At 61.9% G+C, this 20,003-nt stretch carries 21 protein-coding genes and 1 tRNA gene; 16 read left to right on the forward strand and 6 right to left on the reverse strand.

The genetic code is table 11. The features are described 5' to 3' along the window. Positions 1-74 precede the first annotated feature (74 nt). The 7 genes from yajC (at position 75) to HNQ71_RS17375 (ending at position 7,207) form a co-directional block, all read left to right on the forward strand. Positions 75-413, forward strand: a complete 339-nt coding sequence (yajC, locus tag HNQ71_RS17345; protein ID WP_008876289.1) for a preprotein translocase subunit YajC — start codon at positions 75-77, stop codon at positions 411-413. A 51-nt stretch (positions 414-464) separates the two neighbouring features. Next, complete coding sequence (secDF, locus tag HNQ71_RS17350; protein WP_184873755.1) at positions 465-3,014, forward strand: protein translocase subunit SecDF; 2,550 nt, start codon at positions 465-467, stop codon at positions 3,012-3,014. A 28-nt stretch (positions 3,015-3,042) separates the two neighbouring features. Further along, entirely contained in the window at positions 3,043-3,435 is a 393-nt protein-coding gene (locus tag HNQ71_RS17355) for an MTH938/NDUFAF3 family protein (RefSeq protein ID WP_184873756.1), read from the forward strand. Position 3,436: 1 nt separating this feature from the next. Further along, positions 3,437-4,282, forward strand: a complete 846-nt coding sequence (locus HNQ71_RS17360) for a phytoene/squalene synthase family protein (RefSeq protein WP_184873757.1) — start codon at positions 3,437-3,439, stop codon at positions 4,280-4,282. Between the two features lie 82 nt (positions 4,283-4,364). Beyond that, on the forward strand, positions 4,365-4,799 hold the full coding sequence (locus HNQ71_RS17365; protein WP_184873758.1) for a hypothetical protein: 435 nt from the start codon (positions 4,365-4,367) through the stop codon (positions 4,797-4,799). Continuing rightward, on the forward strand, positions 4,799-5,749 hold the full coding sequence (locus tag HNQ71_RS17370) for a sterol desaturase family protein (RefSeq protein ID WP_184873759.1): 951 nt from the start codon (positions 4,799-4,801) through the stop codon (positions 5,747-5,749). Before HNQ71_RS17365 ends, HNQ71_RS17370 begins: the two co-directional genes overlap by 1 nt. Before the next feature lie 117 nt (positions 5,750-5,866). Next, on the forward strand, positions 5,867-7,207 hold the full coding sequence (locus HNQ71_RS17375) for an SGNH/GDSL hydrolase family protein (protein WP_184873760.1): 1,341 nt from the start codon (positions 5,867-5,869) through the stop codon (positions 7,205-7,207). 14 nt (positions 7,208-7,221) lie between these two features. On the opposite strand, the gene trmFO is transcribed toward HNQ71_RS17375, so the two are convergent. The 3 genes from trmFO to HNQ71_RS17390 all read right to left on the reverse strand — a co-directional run bounded on the left by trmFO (position 7,222) and on the right by HNQ71_RS17390 (position 9,346). Continuing rightward, positions 7,222-8,631: a methylenetetrahydrofolate--tRNA-(uracil(54)-C(5))-methyltransferase (FADH(2)-oxidizing) TrmFO gene (gene trmFO / locus HNQ71_RS17380; RefSeq protein WP_184873761.1), complete on the reverse strand. Its 1,410-nt coding sequence runs from the start codon at positions 8,629-8,631 to the stop codon at positions 7,222-7,224. Positions 8,632-9,015: 384 nt separating this feature from the next. Further along, positions 9,016-9,156 carry a DUF1127 domain-containing protein gene (locus HNQ71_RS17385; RefSeq protein WP_019858543.1) on the reverse strand — a complete coding sequence of 47 codons (141 nt, stop codon included), beginning with the start codon at positions 9,154-9,156 and terminating at the stop codon, positions 9,016-9,018. Positions 9,157-9,205: 49 nt separating this feature from the next. After that, positions 9,206-9,346 carry a DUF1127 domain-containing protein gene (locus HNQ71_RS17390; RefSeq protein ID WP_013531315.1) on the reverse strand — a complete coding sequence of 47 codons (141 nt, stop codon included), beginning with the start codon at positions 9,344-9,346 and terminating at the stop codon, positions 9,206-9,208. A 238-nt stretch (positions 9,347-9,584) separates the two neighbouring features. Between HNQ71_RS17390 and HNQ71_RS17395 the strand changes: the two genes are divergently transcribed. The 4 genes from HNQ71_RS17395 to HNQ71_RS17410 all read left to right on the forward strand — a co-directional run bounded on the left by HNQ71_RS17395 (position 9,585) and on the right by HNQ71_RS17410 (position 13,519). Then, complete coding sequence (locus HNQ71_RS17395) at positions 9,585-10,703, forward strand: DUF2157 domain-containing protein (RefSeq protein ID WP_184873762.1); 1,119 nt, start codon at positions 9,585-9,587, stop codon at positions 10,701-10,703. Continuing rightward, positions 10,700-11,284: a GDYXXLXY domain-containing protein gene (locus HNQ71_RS17400; protein ID WP_184873763.1), complete on the forward strand. Its 585-nt coding sequence runs from the start codon at positions 10,700-10,702 to the stop codon at positions 11,282-11,284. The genes HNQ71_RS17395 and HNQ71_RS17400 overlap by 4 nt, the downstream gene beginning before the upstream one ends. A gap of 67 nt (positions 11,285-11,351) precedes the next feature. Further along, on the forward strand, positions 11,352-12,800 hold the full coding sequence (locus tag HNQ71_RS17405; protein WP_184873764.1) for an aromatic amino acid lyase: 1,449 nt from the start codon (positions 11,352-11,354) through the stop codon (positions 12,798-12,800). 308 nt (positions 12,801-13,108) lie between these two features. Continuing rightward, a complete protein-coding gene (locus HNQ71_RS17410) occupies positions 13,109-13,519 on the forward strand; it encodes a Rid family hydrolase (protein ID WP_184873765.1) in 411 nt (136 codons plus the stop codon). Positions 13,520-13,618: 99 nt separating this feature from the next. Here the strand turns inward: HNQ71_RS17410 and HNQ71_RS17415 are convergent. Further along, positions 13,619-13,703, reverse strand: a tRNA-Leu gene (locus HNQ71_RS17415). 374 nt (positions 13,704-14,077) lie between these two features. On the opposite strand from HNQ71_RS17415, the gene tig reads away from it, so the two are divergent. From tig to HNQ71_RS17440, 5 genes are all read left to right on the forward strand, one after another. Then, entirely contained in the window at positions 14,078-15,553 is a 1,476-nt protein-coding gene (tig, locus tag HNQ71_RS17420; protein ID WP_184873766.1) for a trigger factor, read from the forward strand. Positions 15,554-15,716: 163 nt separating this feature from the next. Then, positions 15,717-16,241: a hypothetical protein gene (locus tag HNQ71_RS17425; protein WP_184873767.1), complete on the forward strand. Its 525-nt coding sequence runs from the start codon at positions 15,717-15,719 to the stop codon at positions 16,239-16,241. 193 nt (positions 16,242-16,434) lie between these two features. Beyond that, positions 16,435-16,815 (forward strand): c-type cytochrome, encoded by a 381-nt coding sequence (locus tag HNQ71_RS17430; protein ID WP_184873768.1) that lies wholly within the window; start codon positions 16,435-16,437, stop codon positions 16,813-16,815. Positions 16,816-16,881: 66 nt separating this feature from the next. Beyond that, complete coding sequence (locus HNQ71_RS17435; RefSeq protein WP_184873769.1) at positions 16,882-17,817, forward strand: heme o synthase; 936 nt, start codon at positions 16,882-16,884, stop codon at positions 17,815-17,817. A gap of 397 nt (positions 17,818-18,214) precedes the next feature. After that, positions 18,215-19,027: a DUF2189 domain-containing protein gene (locus HNQ71_RS17440; RefSeq protein WP_184873770.1), complete on the forward strand. Its 813-nt coding sequence runs from the start codon at positions 18,215-18,217 to the stop codon at positions 19,025-19,027. A 57-nt stretch (positions 19,028-19,084) separates the two neighbouring features. On the opposite strand, the gene HNQ71_RS17445 is transcribed toward HNQ71_RS17440, so the two are convergent. Beyond that, a complete protein-coding gene (locus tag HNQ71_RS17445; RefSeq protein WP_184873771.1) occupies positions 19,085-19,558 on the reverse strand; it encodes an aminoacyl-tRNA deacylase in 474 nt (157 codons plus the stop codon). A 43-nt stretch (positions 19,559-19,601) separates the two neighbouring features. Beyond that, a complete protein-coding gene (locus HNQ71_RS17450) occupies positions 19,602-20,003 on the reverse strand; it encodes a cytochrome C oxidase subunit IV family protein (RefSeq protein WP_095087730.1) in 402 nt (133 codons plus the stop codon).

Consider the following 20,003-nt stretch of genomic DNA (forward strand, 5'->3'; position numbering starts at 1 on the left):
CGGCCAAATTTCAAGGGGCCGCCAAACTCCACAAGGACGGGTGGCGGCTGTTTTCAAAATTCAGGAGTACCTCGATGTTCGTGACACCGGCATACGCCCAAGGCGTTGGGGCTTCTCCCGACATGTTCATCAGCATTTTGCCGTTTGTCCTGATTTTCGTGATCATGTATTTTCTGATCATCCGGCCGCAGCGCACGCAGCTGAAGAAGCGCGGCGAGATGCTGGCCGCGGTTCGTCGTGGCGACACGGTCGTCACTGGCGGCGGCTTCGTCGGCAAGGTGACCAAGGTGATCGACGACAACGAACTCGAGATCGACCTGGGCGGTGGCACCAAGGTGACGGCGCTGCGTTCGACGATCGCCGATGTGCGCGTCAAGGGCGAGCCGGTGGCGAACCAGAACGCCAAGAAATAACCGAATTTCAGGCGGAGCGATCCGCGGACACGCTCTGACGGACGACGCCATATGCTTTATTTTTCGCGCTTCAAGATGATCCTGATCTGGGTGGCCGTGGCCATCACAGTGATCCTCGCCGCGCCCAATCTGTTCTCCGCCAGCACGCTGGCCCAACTCCCCAGCTGGGTGCCGAAGCGCCAGATGACGCTCGGCCTCGATCTGCAGGGCGGCTCGCACATCCTGCTGGAGATGAACCAGAACGACCTGATCAAGGACCGGCTGGAGACGACGCGCGACGAAATCCGCACGCTGCTGCGTGACGCCAAGATCGGCTATACCGGCCTTGCCGGCACGGGGCGGACCTTGCAGGTCCGCATCACCGATCCCGCCCAGCTCGACGCCGCCAAGAAAGCGCTGAAGTCGCTGACCGACCCGGTCGCTGCCGGACTGTTCACCGGTGGTTCGATCCAGGAAATGACGCTCGACGATTCCGAGCCCGGCCTGCTCAAGTTCAACGTCACCGATGCCGGCATCAAATACCGCACATCGACCGCCCTGACGCAGTCGATCGAAGTGGTCGAGCGCCGCGTCAACGAACTCGGCACGACCGAGCCCATCGTGCAGCGGCAGGGCGACGACCGTATCCTTGTCCAGGTGCCGGGCCTTCAGGACCCGCAAAGGCTGAAGGAAATCCTCGGCCAGACCGCCAAGCTGACCTTCCAGATGGTCGACCAGTCGATGCCGGTGCAGGACGCGCTCAATGGCCGCCCGCCTGCCGGATCTTCGGTGCTGTATTCGCAGGACGATCCGCCGGTTCCCTATCTGATCGAAAACCGCGTCATCGTTTCGGGCGAAAATCTCGTCGATGCCCAGGCGACATACAATTCGCAGAACAACGAGCCGGTGGTTTCGTTCCGCTTCGATTCGAAAGGCGCGGCGCGCTTCGGCCAGGCCACGGCACAGAATGTCGGCAAGCTGTTTGCCATCATCCTCGACAATCAGGTGATATCGGCGCCGCAGATCCGCGAGCCGATCCTTGGCGGCACTGGCCAGATTTCGGGCAATTTCACTGCCCAAAGCGCCAACGATCTCGCCGTGCTGCTGCGCGCCGGCGCGTTGCCCGCGACGCTGACGGTGATCGAAGAGCGCACGGTTGGCCCGGGCCTCGGCCAGGATTCCATCCATGCCGGCAAGGTTGCCGGCATCATCGGCTCGGTCCTCGTCGTGGCTTTCATGTTCGTCGCCTACGGCTTCCTCGGCTTCCTCGCCAACATCGCGCTGGCGGTGCACGTGGCGATGATCGTCGGGCTGCTGTCACTCCTTGGCGCAACACTGACCTTGCCTGGTATCGCCGGTATCGTGCTGACCATCGGCATGGCGGTCGATTCCAACGTGCTGATCTACGAACGCATCCGCGAGGAGCGACGAAACGGCCGCTCCGTGATCCAAGCGATCGACACCGGCTTCTCGAAGGCGCTGGCAACCATCGTCGATTCCAACGTCACCTCGTTGATCGCCACGGTGGTGCTGTTCTATCTCGGTACGGGACCGGTCAAGGGCTTTGCCATCACCTATGCCATCGGCATCCTGACCACGGTCTTCACCGCCTTCACCTTCACCCGGATGCTGGTCTCGATCTGGTTGCGCCGCGCGCGCCCGAAGGAAATGCCGCGCGCTCCAGTCACATTCGTTCCGCCGGGCACCAAGATCCCCTTCATGGGCATCCGCCGCTGGACGTTCACGCTGTCGAGCGCACTGTCGATCCTGTCCGTGGTGCTGTTCATGACCGTCGGCATCAACTACGGCATCGATTTCAAGGGCGGTTCGCTGATCGAGGTGCAGGCCAAAAGTGGCAATGCGGATATCGCCGACATAAGAGGCCGGTTGTCGGAACTCAACATCGGTGAGGTCCAGGTGCAGCAGTTCGGTGCGCCGAATGACGTGCTGATCCGCGTCGGTACGCAGGATGGCGGCGAGAATGCCGAGCAGACGGTCATCGATAAGGTGCGCGGCGAACTGCAGGACAATTATGACTTCCGCCGCGTCGAAGTGGTGGGGCCGACGGTTTCGGGCGAACTCGCCAAGCAAGGCACGATCGCCATGTTGATCGCGCTGCTCGGCATCCTGGTCTATGTCTGGTTCCGCTTCGAATGGCAGTTCGCGGTCGGCGCCATCATCGCGACGGTGCACGACGTGGTCATGACCATCGGCTTCTTCGTCATCACCGGGCTTGAGTTCAACCAGTCATCGCTGGCGGCGATCCTGACCATCATCGGCTATTCGCTGAACGATACGATCGTGGTCTATGACCGCGTTCGCGAGGATCTGCGAAAATATAAGCGCATGCCGCTGCCGCAACTCCTGAACAACGCCATCAACGAGACGCTGTCGAGAACGACGCTGACCTCGGTGACGACAATCCTGGCGCTGTTGGCGCTGGTGCTGTTCGGCGGCGAGGTGATCCGCTCGTTCACCATGGCCATGCTGTTCGGCGTCATCTTCGGTACCTATTCGTCGATCTTCATCGCGGCACCGCTGCTGATCCTGTTCAAGTTGCGGCCGCAGGCTTCGGCCGACGAGGAAAAGCCGGTCAACGGCAGCAAGGCGGTCGCGACCTGACGCGCGGCCCCGAAGGGGTGACAGAGCGGTGACCGGCAAAGGCATCGTCATCCGCGAGGCGCATTTCCCCGGCCGCGCGCCGATCGAGGCCTATGGCAATGGCGGGTTCCGCTTCGCCGACATGTCGCATCGCGGCTCGCTGCTCTGCCTGCCATCCGGCATCCATGGCTGGGAGCCGGCGGATCCCCTGGCGCTGACGGTGGCGGATTTCGACAGGCTGCTGGCCGAAGCCGACAAGGTCGAGATCCTGCTGGTCGGTATGGGCAGGGAACTCAGGCCTTTGCCGGCAGCACTGCGGGCCGCCCTGAAAGCGGCAGGCGTTGCGTCCGATCCGATGTCGACGGGTGCCGCGGTGCGGACCTACAATGTCCTGCTGGCGGAAGACCGCGCCGTGGCCGCCGCGCTCATCGCCGTCGATTGACATGTCTCAGAATGCCAAAATCGTCATGGATGCGGTGCGCGCCGCCGACCACGACCGCTTTCTCACCGCACTCTACGCGCCGGCCGACAAGCGGGATGCGCTGTTTTCGCTCTACGCCTTCAATGCCGAGATCGCCGGCATTCGCGATCGAATCCACGAAGCGCTGCCTGGCGAGGTGCGGGTGCAATGGTGGCGCGATGTCGTTGCCGCCGAAGACGACGGCGCGGGCATAGGCCACCCCGTTGCCGACGCGCTGAAGGCGACGATTTCCGCTTGCGGCCTGCCGAAGCCGGCCTTCGACAACATGCTCGAAGCGCGTATTTTCGACCTCTACGACGATCCGATGCCGTCGCGCACCGACCTGGAAGGCTATTGCGGCGAAACGGCCGCCGCACTCATCCAGCTTGCGGCGATGGTGCTTGATCCCGTCGAGGCGCCACGGTTTGCCGAGCTGGCGGGCCGGGCAGGCTGCGCGCAGGCGATGACCGGCCTGCTGCTTCTGCTGCCGCTGCACCGCAAACGCGGACAGTGTTTTGTCCCGGCCGATATCCTGGCCGCGGCTGGATCGTCACCGGAGGAGTTCGTTGCCGGCGATGGCGGCCCTGGTGCGAAGCGTGCGGTGGCAGCGATGATGGCGCTGGCGCGCGACCATCTTTCCGCCTTCGAACAGGGCGCATCGGCGCTGCCGGTCTCGCTGCGCCCGGCATTTCTGCCGCTGGCCCTGTCGCGTGCCTATCTGGCGAAAATGGAGAGTGGCTCGCCGCTCGATGGCGTGGTGCGGCTGTCGGCTTTGCGCCGGCATTGGCTGCTGCTGCGTCGCGCGGGCAAAGGCTGGCCTGCACTTTGACGTAAACGTCAATCATGTTAAGGAGTCTCCCGGCCAAAACTGTTGCCATAGACGACAGGCTGGCCGGAGGAGATACCCATCCATGAGCTTGCCTTTGCTGGTCGCGATCGTCGCCCTTGGCATTGCGCTGTCGGTCGCCGCCGTACATTTCACCGGTGGCAGCAAGTCGGCGACGCTTGCGGGCGCGGATCAGGCGCTGAGCCGTTTCGCCGAGGATTTTCCCGACGAGGTGGCCACGACGGTTCGCCTGACGGCGGATGCCGGGACGGCGTTCCTGGATCTCGGGCGAGGGCGCACCGGCATCGTTCACAGCATTGGCGACTGTTTTTTGACCCGCATCGTCTCATCAGGGGACGTCATGGCTTTGGCTGCAGGCGATGCAAACACGGTCTCGTTTCGGCTTGCCGATTTCACCTGGAGGGGCGGCCGCTTCCACTTTGCCAGCGCAATAGATGCGCAAGGCTTGCTGAAAGCGCTCGAGCCGCGACATTCAAATTCCATTGGGGAGGCCGCGTGATGGACAGCTACAACTTTCCGCAGGTCACCCAGCTGGCTATTCCGTTCTTCGTTGCCGCGATCCTGATCGAGCTTTGGCTGGTGCGCACCGGCCGCGCCAACGGCTCGTTCGAGACGCGTGACACGCTGACCAGCCTGATGATGGGCACCGGCAACGTCGTTGCCGGGCTGCTGCTTGGCGTGGTGTCCTATTGGGCGCTGCTGTGGCTGTGGCAGTTCCGCATTTTCAATCTCGGCCTGTCGGTCTGGGTGTTCCTGGCCGCCTTCCTGCTCGATGACCTGCGCTACTATGTCTACCACCGCATCGCGCACCGGGTGCGCTGGGTGTGGGCCGAACACGTCAACCACCATTCCAGCCAGCACTACAATCTGTCGACGGCGCTGAGGCAAAGCTGGACCAGCCTGTTCACCTTCATGTTCGTGCTGCAGGCGCCGCTGGTGCTGCTTGGCTTCCATCCGGCGGTGATTGCCTTCACCTTCGGCTTCAACCTGGTCTGGCAGTTCTGGATCCACACCGAGACGATCGGCAAGATGTGGGGCTGGTTCGAATTGGTCTTCAACACGCCGTCGCACCACCGTGTCCACCACGCCACCAATCCGCGTTATCTCGACGCCAACTATGCCGGCACGCTGATCATCTGGGATCGCCTGTTCGGCAGCTTCGTCGAAGAGCTGGAAGAGGACCGGCCGCGCTACGGCATCGTCAAGAATCTGGGCACCTTCAATCCGCTGAAAGTGGCGTTCCACGAATGGATCGGCATGTTCAGGGATGCCTTTGCACCGGGGCTGAGCTTGAGCGATCGGCTGAACTACCTGATCAAGCCGCCGGGCTGGAGCCATGACGGCTCGCGCGAAACCTCGGAGACCCTGAAGGCCGCCTATGTCAGGCGCAATCCGGGTGAAGCGGGCAAGCCCGGGTTGCCGGCGGCGAGTGTCGAGCCAGCCGAATAGTTAAGTAAAATACGATCTAGTGTCAATTTGACAGCATGATGGCTTGGTACTGTTTTTGACATCTCCTTCGTCTATGACCCCGACACTCAAGCGATCAAATCGGTACCAGCCTATTCGTTGCCGGTCCGCTATCAGAATGCGCCGGCTGGCTGGCTCGACCGCAAATGCCATCGTTCGGCCTATAGCTATCATCTGCGCACTGCCTTGCAGGTCGCTCTTGCCGATCCCAAGCACAGCGCGGTGACATTTCTCGGCTTTGCCTGCTCAGGGGCCGAAGTGACGGAAGGGCTGCTTTTCCCCTATGCCGGGGTCGAGGCAGTCAACAATTCCTATTTTTCGTCGGGCGGCAAACTGCGTCGCAACTTGCCGCAGATCGATCGCCTGATGATCGAACTGTGCCGCGATGATCTGCTGCGCACCCATGCAACCCGTACAGTGGCTTTCGACACGCCGCTCACCGACGAGCAAGGCCGCGCATTGCGCAGCGCCAAACTCCTTGACTGCAAACCGGGGCGGTTCCTGCGGACGATCGACATGCTGATCGTGTCCATCGGTGGAAACGATGTCGGCTTCACACCGCTCATCGTGGAAGCGCTGACCAAGACAAGGCCTCCATACGCAAACGTGAACAGCAGGTTGCGCGCCGACGCCCTCGGCGCGTCAGTCATTCGAACTGTCGCGCGGATCGCCAAGGCACATGATGTCGCCACGGCGCGAATCCGCGCAAAGGAGTTGCCGGCGCGCTTTGCCGCCTTGCGAAAGGCGTTGGCGCCGCTGCCCATCGCCAGCAGCAATGGAACGCCCAACATTGTGCTGACCGCGTTTCCCAAGATCGAATTCAACCAGGACGGAAGGCTCTGTGGCGAAGCCACGCCGCGTGAAAGGCTGGAAGGCTTCAACGTCGGTGGGGTGCTGTCGATCGACGTGCCGACGCTGCGTCCCATCAGCGATTTCGCCAACAATGTGCTCTACCCGGCGACGCGCGACGCCGCCCACGCGGGAAACTGGCATTTCGTCGATGCCCAGCGTGCCGCGTTCGCCAAGCATGGGATCTGCGCGCAAAAGAGCTCGTCGAGCGGCGTCACGGCCGCCGAGAGCCTGATGCTGCCCTACTACCATGCGGACGGGCCGCGACCGGACAAATGGTCGGAATTCGAGCCTTTTTCCGCTTATCGCGAAGCCGATTTCAAGGCTTCTCGCGACACGCGTGCCTACGCGCCGCGCGAGCGCTGGTTCCGCACCATCAACGACATCTGCCTTTTCGTGCAGTCCAAGGCAAGCGGCACGCCACCGCCGCCGCAAGATTGGGCGTTGCTCGATCTGGTTGAGGTTTGCCTGGGCGGTCCGTTCCATCCGACCGCGGAAGGCCATGCCCACATCGCCGACGCGGTGTTCGCGGCAGCAACCACGATGCTCAACTTGCCACGGCCAACGGTCGCGGATGTGCGACCGCACTGAAGGGAAGAGCAGGGCTACTCGGCTGCTTCCGCTTGCGCCGCCAGCCCCAGCCACTGCCGGCAATCGGCGCGCGCCCGTGCGGTTATGCCCTGCCGCTTGGCGACGGTCTTGTCCTTGCCGCGCAGGCGCTTGCCTTCTGACTTCGGCGCTTCCATTGGCGGGAACAGGCCGAAATTGACGTTCATCGGCTGGAAGGAGCGCTTTCCCGGTTCATCATCGGACACGATGTGGCCACCGGTGATGTGGTTGAGCAAGGCACCGAAGGCCGTGGTGAGCGGCGGCAGCGATGGTGCCTGGCCGAGCCGCTCGGCGGCGGCGAAGCGTCCGGCGAGCAGGCCGATCGCGGCACTTTCGACATAGCCCTCGCAACCGGTTATCTGGCCGGCGAAGCGCAGGCCGGGGCGCGACTTCAGCTGTAGCGAGGCGTCGAGCAAGGTCGGCGAGTTGATGTAGGTGTTGCGGTGCAGGCCGCCGAGGCGGGCGAAATCGGCGTTTTCGAGGCCCGGTATGATGCGGAACACGCGCACCTGCTCGGCATGCTTCAGCTTGGTCTGAAAACCGACCATGTTGTAGAGCGTGCCCAGCGCATTGTCCTGCCGCAGCTGGACGACGGCATAGGCCTTGACCGTTGGATTGTGCGCATTGGTCAGCCCCATCGGCTTCATCGGCCCATAACGCAGCGTCTCGACGCCACGTTCGGCCATGATCTCGATCGGCAGGCAGCCGTCGAAATAGGGCGTGCCTTCCCATTGCTTGAATTCGGTCTTCTGGCCGTCGACCAGCGCCTGCACGAAGGCGAGATATTGCTCCTTGTCCATCGGGCAATTGATGTAGTCCTTGCCGGTGCCGCCCGGCCCGACCTTGTCATAGCGCGACTGGAACCAGCAAATGTCCATGTCGATCGTGTCGAAGTGGATGATCGGCGCGATGGCGTCGAAGAAAGCCAGCGCATCGGCGCCCGTCGCCTCAGCGATCGACTGGGCAAGCGAAGGCGCGGTCAGCGGGCCGGTGGCGATGATCGCCTGGTCCCATTCCGCCGGCGGCAAGCCCGGCACTTCCTCGCGCTGGATGGTGATCAGCGGATGGCCTTCGAGCTTTTTCGTCACGGCGTCGGAGAAACCGTCCCGGTCGACGGCAAGCGCACCGCCGGCCGGCACCTGGTTGGCGTCACCGGCACTCATGATCAGCGAGCCGGCCAGCCGCATTTCGGCATGCAGCAGGCCGACGGCGTTGTTTTCAGCGTCGTCGGAGCGGAAGGAATTGGAGCAGACCAGTTCGGCCAGGCCATCGGTCTTGTGCGCATCGGTGCCGCGAACGGGCCGCATTTCGTGCAGGATGACCGGCACGCCCGCCTCGGCTGCCTGCCAGGCGGCTTCAGAACCGGCGAGGCCGCCGCCGATGATGTGGATGGGATTTTTGCTCATGAGCGCCGGAATAATCGCTTGGAGCGGTGATTGCAATTGCCGCGCATGGCGAGCGGCTGCGGCGGAACCAACCGCTGACAACAACAACACCCGCCGGGGGAGGAGGTCCGGCGGGTGTCGTTTTTGGGGTCGACCCTCGGGAGGAGGTGAAGGCCGACCGTATTCGTCATCGCCGGGGAGGAGGTCGGCTTTGACGAAATCTCTTTCGCCATTTTTGAAAGGGGCGAAACCTCTGGGGCAAAATTCGTTTTGCTCCGGGGGAACAACGCCCGCCGCGGGAGGAGGTGCGGCGGGCGCCGTTTTGTTGGTCAACCCTCGGGAGGAGGTGAAGGTTGACCGGATCCGTCAGGGTCGGGGAGGAGGTCGACCCTGGCGAAATTCTGGTTAGATCGCCCGGCGGGCGATGATCTTGATTTCGTCGCGGACGATACCGAGATCATGCAGCTGACGGTTCGAAAGGCGACCCAGCTCGGTAACCGTCTCGCGATAAACGCGCCAGTTACGATAGTTGCGGATCAGGTTCATTGTCGTTCTCTTTTCAAAACTTGTTCGGACCATTTGCGGTCCGAAGAAATTAGACCGCCTTGCGAGCGACGTAAGGAATGTCGCTGCGGCTGATGCCGAGGTCGGTCAGTTCACGGTTGCTCAGGCGGCTCAGTTCGGACACGGTGTCCCTGTAGCGGCGCCAGTTGCGGTAGTTGCGGATCAGGTTCATGGTATTTCTCGTTTCGTCTTTCTTCCGGATCATTCCGTCTTTGTGTACGAAGCATAGATAGGCGGGCCTATATCGATTTAAAAGCGCTATGGCTGCATGGCAGCAATGCAAATTGTGCAATGCAGCATTAACGCGCGTTCACGGACCTGACACAAAGAAGCCCGAATCGGAAAATGCCGTTGCGTCAACGGTTTGACCGGATCGGCTGAATAAAAGACCAAGCTGGGGGAGAAGCGGCATGGCGGGCTATTCGTCACGAGTGAGGTCGGATATCGCGCGCTGGCAGCAGGCTGGCCTGATCGACGCCGCCACCGCCGATTCCCTAACGCGCGATGTCGAGGCCAACGAGCGCAAATCGCTCAGCTTCGGCTCGATCCTGGCGATGATGGCCGCCTTGCTGTTCGGCGCCGCCATCCTGATTTTCGTCGCCGCCAACTGGGATGCGATTCCAAGGCTGGCGCGGGTCGCGGCACTCTTTGCCATCATCCTTGGCGGCTATGTCGGCGGTGCGCTGTTGAAGACGCGCGACCATGCGGCGATCGGCGAGGCGTTGTGGATCGTGGCCGCGGCGGCCTTCGGCGGCTCGATCGCGCTGATCGGCCAGATGTATCATCTCTCCGGCGACGAGACGTCGGCCTTGGTCACCTGGGGCGCGGGCACGGCATTGGCGGCGGTCGCGCTGCGTTCGAACCCGCTGACCGTGGCCGCGGTCGGCATCGCCGATGCCTGGCTGTTCCTGAAAGGCTTCGACTATTACAGCCGCAGCGATTTTCCGCATCTCTTCGTGGTCATGGCGATCGTGCTCTTTGCCGTCTCGTTCTGGACCCGCAGCCAGCCGGCGCGGCACCTGATCATCCTGTCGCTGCTCTTCTATTTGGTGCTGCTGGTGACAAGCCACAACACACTGCAGGTGGCGATCCCGCTCGTCGCCGCATCGGCACTGCTGTTCGCGGCTTCCGTCTTCGCGCCGGAGCCGGTCGACCGGATCGTCCAACTCGGCGGCCGCTTGCCGTTGCACGCTTTGCTCGGCTTTCTCACCGGCCTGGCAATGATCCAGTTCGAACTGGCCGATGAAAGCACCTACGACAGCGGGTTCGCCATCGCTTCGGTGATTGCGTTGGCCGGCATCGTCGCGGCAATCGTGCTGGCAGGAAGGGAGAGCCGCGGGTTGCGCTGGCTTGCCTATGCCGGTTTCGCCTTTGAAATCGCCATCATCTATGTGGTGATGTTGCAATCGATGCTCGACACCGCAGGCTTCTTCCTTGCCGCCGCGGTGCTGCTCGGCATCCTTGCGCTCGTCATCATCCGCATCGAAAAACGCATGAAGGGCCCAGCCGCCAAGGGAGCCACGGCATGATGACCGGAAAGAGGCTGATCATCTCGGCGCTGGTGCTGGCGCTCGTCCAGGTAGGTTTCCTGAGCTGGATCATCGCCGGCAGGGCGGCGATCCTGCGCAAAGGCAAGGAAGTGCTGCTCAAGATTGAACCCGTCGATCCGCGCGATCTCCTGCGCGGCGACTACATTATCCTCGGCTACGCGATTTCGCGGATACCGGTGAAGATGATCGCCAACATTCCGGCCGACAAATTTTCGAGCGACGACACGCCGATCGTCGTCCGGTTGAAGAAGGGTGCCGACGGGTACTGGACGCCCACCACCGCCTGGTTCGGCAAGGCGCCGACGCCGGCCGCTGCCGACGAGGCCGACATATCAGGCCATGTCGCCGAGGGCTGGGATCTTCGCAGCGAAGGCATGACCATCGCGCCGGATTACGGCATCGAGCGCTTCTATCTGCCGGAAGGCGAGGGGACGGCGATCCAGAACGACATGCGGGTCCGCCCGTTCGGCATCCGCCTCGCGCTGGCCGACGACGGCACGGCGCAGATCAAGGCGCTGGTGGACGGCGACAAGACGCTGTTCGAGGAACCGCTCTATTAAACCAATGATGTCGATCGGGACGGTCGACGGACGCCCTCGGCGGTCTCCCACTTGGACGGTAAGAAGCATGCCAATCACCCTGTCGACGCGTGAAGACATCAACCTCGACACGGTTTTTCGCGTCGCCTGGAAGAAGGAGACGGTGAAGATCAGCGAGAAGGCCTTGCAGCGCATCGCCGAATGCCGGGCCTCGTTCCTGAAGCTCATCGAATCCGATCCGCCGCCGGTCATCTATGGCGTCACCACCGCCATGGGGGAGTTGGCGAGCCGCAAACTCGAACTTGACGAGCGGGATCGCCATGCGCGGATCAAGGCGTTCGCCGCCGCCACCTCGTTCGGTGATCCCTTGCCCGATCGGGTGGTCCGGGCGATCGTGCTTGCCCGGCTGACGAACTTCATCGAGGGCAACGCCGCCACCACGCCGCGCATCGCGCTCGCCGTTGCCGCGATGCTCGACGATGGCCCGATGCCAACGGTACCGGCCTCCGGCCAGGGTGGCGCGGGCGAGATCCTGGCGCTCTATCCGCTGTTTGCCGAGCTCTCGGCGCGCTTCGACCTCGAGGTCAAGGAGCGGGGCTCGCTGATCAACGGCTCGCCCTGCGCCGCCGCGCTGGTGGCCGACGCAGCGCTTGCGGCACGCCGCCGCATCCGCATGGCGCACAAGGTGTTCGCATTGTCGATCGAAGCGTTTCGCGCCCCGCTCGAGCACTACGACGCGGCACTCGACACGCTCTGGGGTGACGACCATGAAGCCGCGGCCCTCCAGGGGCTGCGGGAATTCCTGGTCGGCGCCGGAGACGGGCGGCGCAATTACCAGGCGCCGGTCAGCTATCGGATCGTGCCGCGCGTCCTCGGCCAGGCGCATCGTGCGCTGTCGTCCGCCGAGCGGGCGGCTACCGTCTCGCTGGCCGCGATATCCGACAATCCGGTCTTTATCCCGCCCGACGATGCATATCCGCTCGGCCGCTGCATCAGCACCGGCGGCTATCACAATGCCATGGCGACACCGGCGCTGGACGATCTGGCGGCGATATGGGCCGATATCTGCCTGCTTTGCGACCGCCATGCCTCCAAGCTTTTGAACGGCAAGGTGTCGCTGCTGCCCGATCTTTTGATGACCGGCCGGCACTGGGCCGACAGCGATGGCCACGGCAGTGTCGGCTATGTGCCGATGGCGATCACCGGCTATCTCGAGCAGGCCAAGCTCGCAGCGCAACGCACCTTCATTCCGGGAACGGAATCAGCCGGTGCCGGGCAGGACGATGTCGCCACCACGGCGTTCTTCGCATGGACCAAGGAGGCGACCGCGGGCCGCTGCGTCGATGCGGCAATGGCGATGCTGGCGATGATGGCCTCGCAGGCGCTGCACGTCACCGAACGCGCGCCGCCGCCGGCGCTGCAGCCATTTGTCGATGACATCAGAGCCATCGTGCCGCCTGTCGGCGACGATCGCGTGCTGGGGCCTGAACTGGCGAACCTGGCCGACTGGTTCACAGGGAGAGCGTTCGACGCGTAGACGAGCATGGCGGTGCCTCTGTGACAAGATCTGGCCGCGCCTACCACCGCCGCGCGCCGGCCGGATCAATTGACAGCACATTGTCAATTGATCAATCATCGCCGGACACCCCATGCGAGATGCAGTGCGTCAGCCGGATGGACGGCGTTAAGCCCAATCGGCTCGCCGGCGCCAGCGCGTCGCCCTGGAAGAGTTCGCGTGGGCCATGCCGCTGATCGCCACGCGCACCGCCGCCTTCTATCGCCCTGTGCCAGCGACGCGGTATTCGCAAATATCGATTTCAGTCGAACGAAGTAGGAGATTGTTTGGTGTCGCTCGAACTCATCAACCCCGATGATCTGCCAATTCCAGAGATGTACACGCAGGTTGTCGTCGCGACTGGATCCAAGCTGGTATTCGTCTCAGGTCAGCAGCCCGAAGACATACACGGCAAGCTCGTTGGGCATGGTGATTTTGCGGCACAAGCGCGTCTGGCATTCGGCAATCTCGGACGAGCGCTCAGGGCGGCAGGTGCACGGCCCGAGCACGTTTGCAAGATCACGATCTACATTGTCGATTACAAGCGCGATGAACACGTTCCGATCATCGAAGAAGCACAGATTTCGCTATTTGGAGGTCACAAACCAGCCAATGTGGTGGTCGGGGTAGCGATAATGTCGCCAGGCTACCTGATAGAGGTCGATGCGATAGCGGTCATTGACGAAGCCATCAGAAGCTAGCGTCGCTACAATGCCATTTTCCTCCTTCGCCAAGGCTTTCGGAGGAGACACCTTCATGTAACGAGGAGCTTCAGGTGGCCTGAAGCCCGAAGGGCGGGGTGGTGCGGATGAAGGGACTCGAACCCCCACGCCTTTCGGCACTGGAACCTAAATCCAGGGCGTCTACCAGTTCCGCCACATCCGCATGGACCGGCAATCCCATGTAGCCATCGTTCTGTCAATGTCAGGAACAAGGTTGGGCTCAGGAACAAGGTCGGGTCAGGGCCAAAATGTTGGTTGTTCGCCGAAATGCGAAGATGGTTGAAAAATAGCCCCGCCTGTGACAAAAGGCGTGTCGAATGTGACGGGACGCGACGATCCGCTTCTGCAAAATGTGATAAGAAGTAGGAAAAACAAGAACTTATTCACATTTTGGAACGCAGTTTTGGAGAGTTTGAGCCGTATTTTCGGTCAAATCGCCAGGTTCCGTACCAAAAGCCATTCCCGGCAAGATTATACCGGCAGGCTGTGAACGGCAGAGGCCGTGGCAGTCTCATTGGTGAAAACAAAGGTTTTACGATGCAGGTCACCGAAACACTCAACTCCGGTCTCAAGCGCGAGATCAAGGTCACCGTGCCGGCCGGTGACATGGAAGCCAAGCTGATGGCGCGGCTTTCGGACGCCAGGAACAAGGTCCGCATCAACGGCTTCCGCCCCGGCAAGGTGCCGGTGCAGCACCTGCGCAAGGTCTATGGCAAGTCGTTCATGGCCGAAGTGGTCAACGAAATCCTCAATGACTCGACCCGCACGATCATTACCGGGCGCGGCGAAAAGGCTGCGATGCAGCCCGAAGTCATCATGACCGAGGACGAGAAGGAGGCCGAGAAGATCCTGGCCGGCGGCGCCGACTTCGAGTTCCGCCTCAACTACGAGATCATTCCGGCGATCGAGATCAAGGATTTCTCCGACATCAAGGTGACGCGGCAGGTGTTCGACGTGCCGGACAGCGAGATCGACGAGCAGGTCCAGCGCGTTGCCGAATCGGCGCGCAGCTATGAGCCGAAGACCGGCAAGGCCGCCAATGGCGACCGCGTCACCATCGACTATGTCGGCAAGATCGACGGCGAGGCCTTCAATGGCGGCGCCGGCACCGATCAGCCGCTGGTGCTGGGTTCGAAGGAGTTCATCCCGGGCTTCGAGGATCAACTGGTCGGCGCCAAGGCCGGCGACGAAAAGCAGATCACCGTAACTTTCCCTGACAACTACCAGGCGGCGCATCTTGCCGGCAAGGAAGCGACCTTCGACGTCACCGTCAAGGAAGTGTCCCAGCCCGGCGAACTGGAAATCAACGACGAGACGGCCAAGAACCTTGGCCTGGAGTCGCTGGAGCGCCTGCGCGACGTCGTGCGCGGCCAGATCGAAAACCAGTTCGGCGCCATGACGCGCCAGAAGGTCAAGCGCCAGCTGCTCGACCAGCTCGACGCGTCCTACTCGTTCGAGGCGCCGTCGAAGCTCGTCGACGCCGAGTTCAACAATATCTGGGCCCAGGTCAATCGCGACCTGGAAGCGGCGGGCCGCACGTTCGCCGACGAAGAGACGACGGAAGAAGAGGCGCGTGCCGAATATCTGCGTCTTGCCGAGCGCCGCGTGCGTCTTGGCCTGGTGCTGGCTGAAATCGGCGAGAAGGCCGGCGTCACGGTATCGGACGAGGAGCTGCAGCGCGGGCTGTTCGAGCAGGTACGCCGCTATCCGGGCAACCAGCAGCAGGAAGTCTTCGAGTTCTACCGCAACAACCCGGAAGCGTTGAACACGCTGCGGGCGCCGATGTTCGAGGAGAAGGTGGTCGACCATCTGCTCGGCCAGATCTCGGTCACCGACGTCAAGGTCAGCAAGGAAGAGCTGATGGCCGACGACGAGGAGGCCGATACCGCTGTCAAGGCGAAGCCGGCGAAGAAAGCCGCCGCCAAGAAGGCTGACGACAAGAAGGCCGACGACGCGGAAGAGCCCAAGAAGAAGGCCGCGCCGAAAAAGAAGGCTGCCAAGGACGCCGAATAAGCCCGGCGCTTTCCGTGTAATCGACGAAGGCCGCCCTTTGAGGCGGCCTTTTTCGTTGCTAAACTGCAACAGCCGGAACACTTCGCGGGTGGTGGCCAGTGGCGATACGAAGCCTTGATAATTATCTTCTATCGCAAGCCGCTTGGGATGTCGGAGACGCGCGTTGAGACTGTTCGTCGAAGTGGGACACGCCTCGGCAATGGCGCTGGTCCTCGTTTCGGTCTGCGGCATTGCCCGCGCCGATACGGTGCCTGACAATTGGCGGTTCGAAACGGCCGAAGACGGCCTCGTCACGGCATCGCTCTACGCCACCAACAAGCTGATCACCGGCGGCGGGGCGTTGAGCTACAGCCCGATCCTGACCATTGGTTGCCGGGCCAACAGCGAACCGCGTTGGACCGAATGGCTGCAACTGAACGACACCGTCTCGGCCAGCCGCAAGATCACCGTGTCGGTCACGCTCGACCAGGGCGGCAAGTTCGATGAAAGCTGGTCCGTCGGGCCGCGCGGCCGCAGGCTGATGCGCGACGGCGCCGACGGCATCAAACGGCTCGGCGCCGCGAACCGGCTCCGGCTTTCCTGGCGGTTCGGGTTGCTGTCGGGGCGAGGGGAGGCCGATTTCGACCTCGCGGGGTTCGATGAAGCCGTCAGTCAGGTTGCCGGCAGCTGCAACACGAATGTCCCTTGAGCAGCAGCTGACTGCATAAACCTTTGTACGGCCGACCTCTTCTACCCGTGGCCCAGATTCCGTGGTACATAGGTGCCGCAATTCCATTTGGGGGAGAAGCGGATAATCTGTTCTGCCGTGCGAGGCGCGTTGCTGGTGGCACCGGTGTGCGCAGATTATTTCAGGCACATTTGACGATCAGGGAGGAAAAGTCATGCGTTTGGTCGCGTTTTTCGCCGTCGTATCTGTTGCAACCTTCGTTGCCAATCCATCGCAGGCTCAGGATGCCGCGGCTGGCGAGAAGGTCTTCACCAAATGCAAGGTCTGCCACGTCGCGGACGAGGACAAGAACAAGATCGGTCCATCGCTGCATGGCGTCATCGGCCGCGTTGCCGGTACGCATCCGGATTTCAAATATTCCGATGCCATGATTGCGGCCGGCAAATCCGGCGTCAAATGGGACGAACCAACACTGACGACCTATCTTCACGATCCCAAGGCCATGGTCAAAGGGACCAAGATGGCGTTTCCCGGCCTCAAGAACGACGCGGACGTGGCCAACGTCATTGCCTATCTGAAAACGTTCTCCAAGTGACCTGGCTGGCTCGCGCGCCTTCGGTTCAGGATCATCGCGTGGGTTGCCTGCTTCCATCGGTCTGGGATGTCGACTAGGGAAAACCGCCTCAAGGATACCGGCATCCGTCTCTCGGAAGCGACGGCGGGTGATTTCTTCGCGCTTTTGAAGCCGCGGGTCATGGCCCTTGCCGTATTCACGGCTTTCGTTGGGCTGATGGCGGCTCCTGGCGCGATGAATCCGGTCATCGCCGTGATTGCAATCGGTGCGATCGCGATTGGAGCGGGAGCGGCCGGGGCCCTCAACATGTGGTACGACGCCGACATCGACGCGCTGATGTCGCGCACATCAAAGCGGCCGGTGCCGTCGGGCCGCGTCACGCCGGGTGAAGCTCTCGGCTTCGGCCTGGTGCTTTCAGCGCTTTCGGTCATGACCCTCGGCGTGCTGGTGGACTGGCTTGCCGCATCGCTGCTGGCCTTCACCATCTTCTTCTATGTCGTCATCTACACGATGTGGCTGAAGCGCTCGACGCCACAGAACATCGTCATCGGCGGCGCGGCGGGTGCTCTTCCTCCTGTCATTGGCTGGGCGGCCGCAACCGGCGCCGTCAGCGCTGAAAGCGTCATCCTGTTTCTGATCATCTTTCTGTGGACGCCGCCGCATTTCTGGGCGCTCGCGCTGTTCAAGGTCGGCGACTACGCCGCTGCAGGCATCCCGATGATGCCGAACGTGGCCGGCCAGGCCTCGACCAGAAAACAGATGTTCGCCTATTCACTACTGCTGGCGCCAATCGGCGTGCTGCCCTGGGCGTTCGGATTCGCGAGCGGATTCTATGGAATTGTTTCGGCTGCATTGGGCGTGGGTTTCATCTGGCATGCCTGGAAGGTTCTGGTCGTTCCAGACAAGGAGATGAAGCCTGCAAAGGCGCTGTTTGCCTTCTCGATTTTCTATCTTTTCGCGATCTTTGCCATACTGCTTGCCGACACCATCGCAATGCGAGCGTTCATGTCAGCCGGAGGTTGACGGCATAAAGAAAACCCGGCGGATCGAGATGGCCGAACTGAAGTTGCTGCATTGAAGACGTTGCAGACCAGGGCCTGCTCGAACATCACGATGGTATTGCACAGAATCCCAGGATCAGCAGGGCGACTATGCCAAGGCCGAGTATGAGAAGCGTCCTTCCGTCCATGACCTTCAACCTTTGCGCGCCCAAAAGGGCGCGCAGCGCTGCATAAGAATAGCGAAAAAAGACCACCAGAGCTAGCCAGACCGCTGGAGCTGTTCTGACAAAGGGCGACAAGTCCCTGGCAAGAGAGTATGTTGATTCCGGTGCAGGTCGCGGTTTTGCGTGGCCAGTCTCGCAGAACGACAGCACCGCTAAACCGCGACCTTACCGGACCTGGTCTGGAGGGAAATGGTCATGGCAAGCTTTCATGTGATCGCAGGCGCCAGCGAGACGCTGGAACATACCAAAATTCGAAAAATCGGTGTTTCCGACCTTTTCGACGCGCTCAAACGGGGCGTCGACGATTTCATGGTCAAACCATCGCACATCGTTTTTCTCTGCCTGATCTATCCGCTCGTGGGCGTGGTGCTCGCCGCCTGGACTTCGGGCGCCAATGCGTTGCCGTTGTTGTTTCCGCTGGTCTCCGGTTTTGCGCTGATTGGCCCCTTCGCGGCCATCGGCCTCTATGAAATCAGCCGCAGGCGGGAAGCGGGACTCGACACTTCCTGGAGGCACGCCTTCGAGGTCAGGAATTCTCCGGCGCTGCCGGCCATCGCGGCGGTCGGAATCATGCTGTTTGCGATCTTCATCACCTGGCTTTTGACGGCGCAGATGTTCTACCAATATCTTTTCGGCCCGGCTCCGCCGGAATCGATATCCGGCTTCATCAATGAAATATTTGCCACCGGCCGCGGCTGGACGCTGATTATCCTTGGGCACGTCATCGGCTTCGTCTTCGCCGTGGTGGTGTTGTGCACAACGGTTGTCGCCTTCCCATTGTTGCTCGACCGCGACGTCGGCGCCTACGAAGCCATCCACACTTCGGTGCGTGCGGTGCTGGCGAACCCGATCACCATGGCTGTCTGGGGACTGATCGTCGCCGTTGCCCTGATCATCGGCTCGCTGCCGGTGTTCGCCGGGCTGGCCGTCGTGCTGCCGATCCTCGGCCACGCCACCTGGCATGTCTATCGCAAGGTCGTGGAGCCGCCGGCCAGACAGGCGAGTTGAGAGGAAGGTTCTGCCGGACTGCACCGGCGAAGGGCCGGTGCAGTTCGATCGAAACCGTCAGTAGGCCGGGTGACTGAAGCTGGCCTGATATGCGCCCATGGTCAGGCTGCGGAAATCCTTGCCGCTGACATGCACCAGCGTTCTATGGTCGCCGCCTTCGAAGTAGATATCGGCGGCATCGCCAAGGCTTTCATCGACAATCACCGGCACGTCATAGGCTGCGCCGATCGGCGGTATGGCGCCGGTATCGCAATCGTCGAAGAGCGAAATCACCTCGTCTTCGGAGGCGAGTCCGAGACGCTTGTCCATGACGTCTTGCAACCTGCCAAGTTCGATCCTGTGGGTGCTTGGAACCACGGCCAGCGTGTAGCCAAGCTCGTGGTGAACGACCACGGATTTCGCCATGATGCTGCCGGGCACATGCGCGGCTATGGCCGACTGCCGGCTTGTTGACGTGCGATGATGAGCGACGGTGTCGTAGGAAATTCCCTTGCCGTCGATGAAGTCCTTCAGTCTGTTTGCGATCGTCATCTTGGCCTCCCTTGCCGGAGTGAGCGACGCACGGGTTTGCGCGTCAGTGCCCGGATCCGAAAAACGCCAGCCTGGTGAAAAGGGTGTAGTCGGCTTCGAAGACCATCATTGTCGTGAACACCAGCACCAGTATCGGCGGCAGGATGATCGCATAGGCCAGCGCCAGCCGCTCCCAGGCCATGTGCATGAAGACGGCCACGATCAGCCCTGCCTTGAGGATCATGAAGATCAGGATCAGCGACCACCTGAGATAGCCCTGCAGGCCAAAATAGTCGACCAGGTAGGAGCAGGTGCTGAGGATGAACAGCCAAGCCCAGACCACCAGATAGAGCTTGATGGGATGTTCCTGGTGCTGGTCGGCGTGGGCGACTGCCGCCGGCGCCTCATGTGCATGACCAGCATGAAGTGCGTGTTGTCCGAGGCCGTTTGCGGTTGCTTCTGCCAT

This window comes from Mesorhizobium sangaii, from assembly GCF_014207355.1.
Taxonomy (GTDB): Bacteria; Pseudomonadota; Alphaproteobacteria; order Rhizobiales; family Rhizobiaceae; genus Mesorhizobium; species Mesorhizobium sangaii.

What these genes read in the sequence shown, in the direction of transcription:
- HNQ71_RS17450 (WP_095087730.1), bottom strand. Translation starts at nt 20,003, where the DNA reads ATGGCAGAAGCAACCGCAAACGGCCTCGGACAACACGCACTTCATGCT.
- HNQ71_RS17395 (WP_184873762.1), top strand. Translation starts at nt 9,585, where the DNA reads ATGGCGGGCTATTCGTCACGAGTGAGGTCGGATATCGCGCGCTGGCAG.
- HNQ71_RS17405 (WP_184873764.1), top strand. Translation starts at nt 11,352, where the DNA reads ATGCCAATCACCCTGTCGACGCGTGAAGACATCAACCTCGACACGGTT.
- HNQ71_RS17430 (WP_184873768.1), top strand. Translation starts at nt 16,435, where the DNA reads ATGCGTTTGGTCGCGTTTTTCGCCGTCGTATCTGTTGCAACCTTCGTT.
- HNQ71_RS17440 (WP_184873770.1), top strand. Translation starts at nt 18,215, where the DNA reads ATGGCAAGCTTTCATGTGATCGCAGGCGCCAGCGAGACGCTGGAACAT.
- secDF (WP_184873755.1), top strand. Translation starts at nt 465, where the DNA reads ATGCTTTATTTTTCGCGCTTCAAGATGATCCTGATCTGGGTGGCCGTG.
- tig (WP_184873766.1), top strand. Translation starts at nt 14,078, where the DNA reads ATGCAGGTCACCGAAACACTCAACTCCGGTCTCAAGCGCGAGATCAAG.
- HNQ71_RS17370 (WP_184873759.1), top strand. Translation starts at nt 4,799, where the DNA reads ATGGACAGCTACAACTTTCCGCAGGTCACCCAGCTGGCTATTCCGTTC.
- yajC (WP_008876289.1), top strand. Translation starts at nt 75, where the DNA reads ATGTTCGTGACACCGGCATACGCCCAAGGCGTTGGGGCTTCTCCCGAC.
- HNQ71_RS17390 (WP_013531315.1), bottom strand. Translation starts at nt 9,346, where the DNA reads ATGAACCTGATCCGCAACTACCGCAACTGGCGCCGCTACAGGGACACC.
- trmFO (WP_184873761.1), bottom strand. Translation starts at nt 8,631, where the DNA reads ATGAGCAAAAATCCCATCCACATCATCGGCGGCGGCCTCGCCGGTTCT.
- HNQ71_RS17435 (WP_184873769.1), top strand. Translation starts at nt 16,882, where the DNA reads ATGTCGACTAGGGAAAACCGCCTCAAGGATACCGGCATCCGTCTCTCG.
- HNQ71_RS17365 (WP_184873758.1), top strand. Translation starts at nt 4,365, where the DNA reads ATGAGCTTGCCTTTGCTGGTCGCGATCGTCGCCCTTGGCATTGCGCTG.
- HNQ71_RS17385 (WP_019858543.1), bottom strand. Translation starts at nt 9,156, where the DNA reads ATGAACCTGATCCGCAACTATCGTAACTGGCGCGTTTATCGCGAGACG.
- HNQ71_RS17445 (WP_184873771.1), bottom strand. Translation starts at nt 19,558, where the DNA reads ATGACGATCGCAAACAGACTGAAGGACTTCATCGACGGCAAGGGAATT.
- HNQ71_RS17360 (WP_184873757.1), top strand. Translation starts at nt 3,437, where the DNA reads ATGTCTCAGAATGCCAAAATCGTCATGGATGCGGTGCGCGCCGCCGAC.
- HNQ71_RS17400 (WP_184873763.1), top strand. Translation starts at nt 10,700, where the DNA reads ATGATGACCGGAAAGAGGCTGATCATCTCGGCGCTGGTGCTGGCGCTC.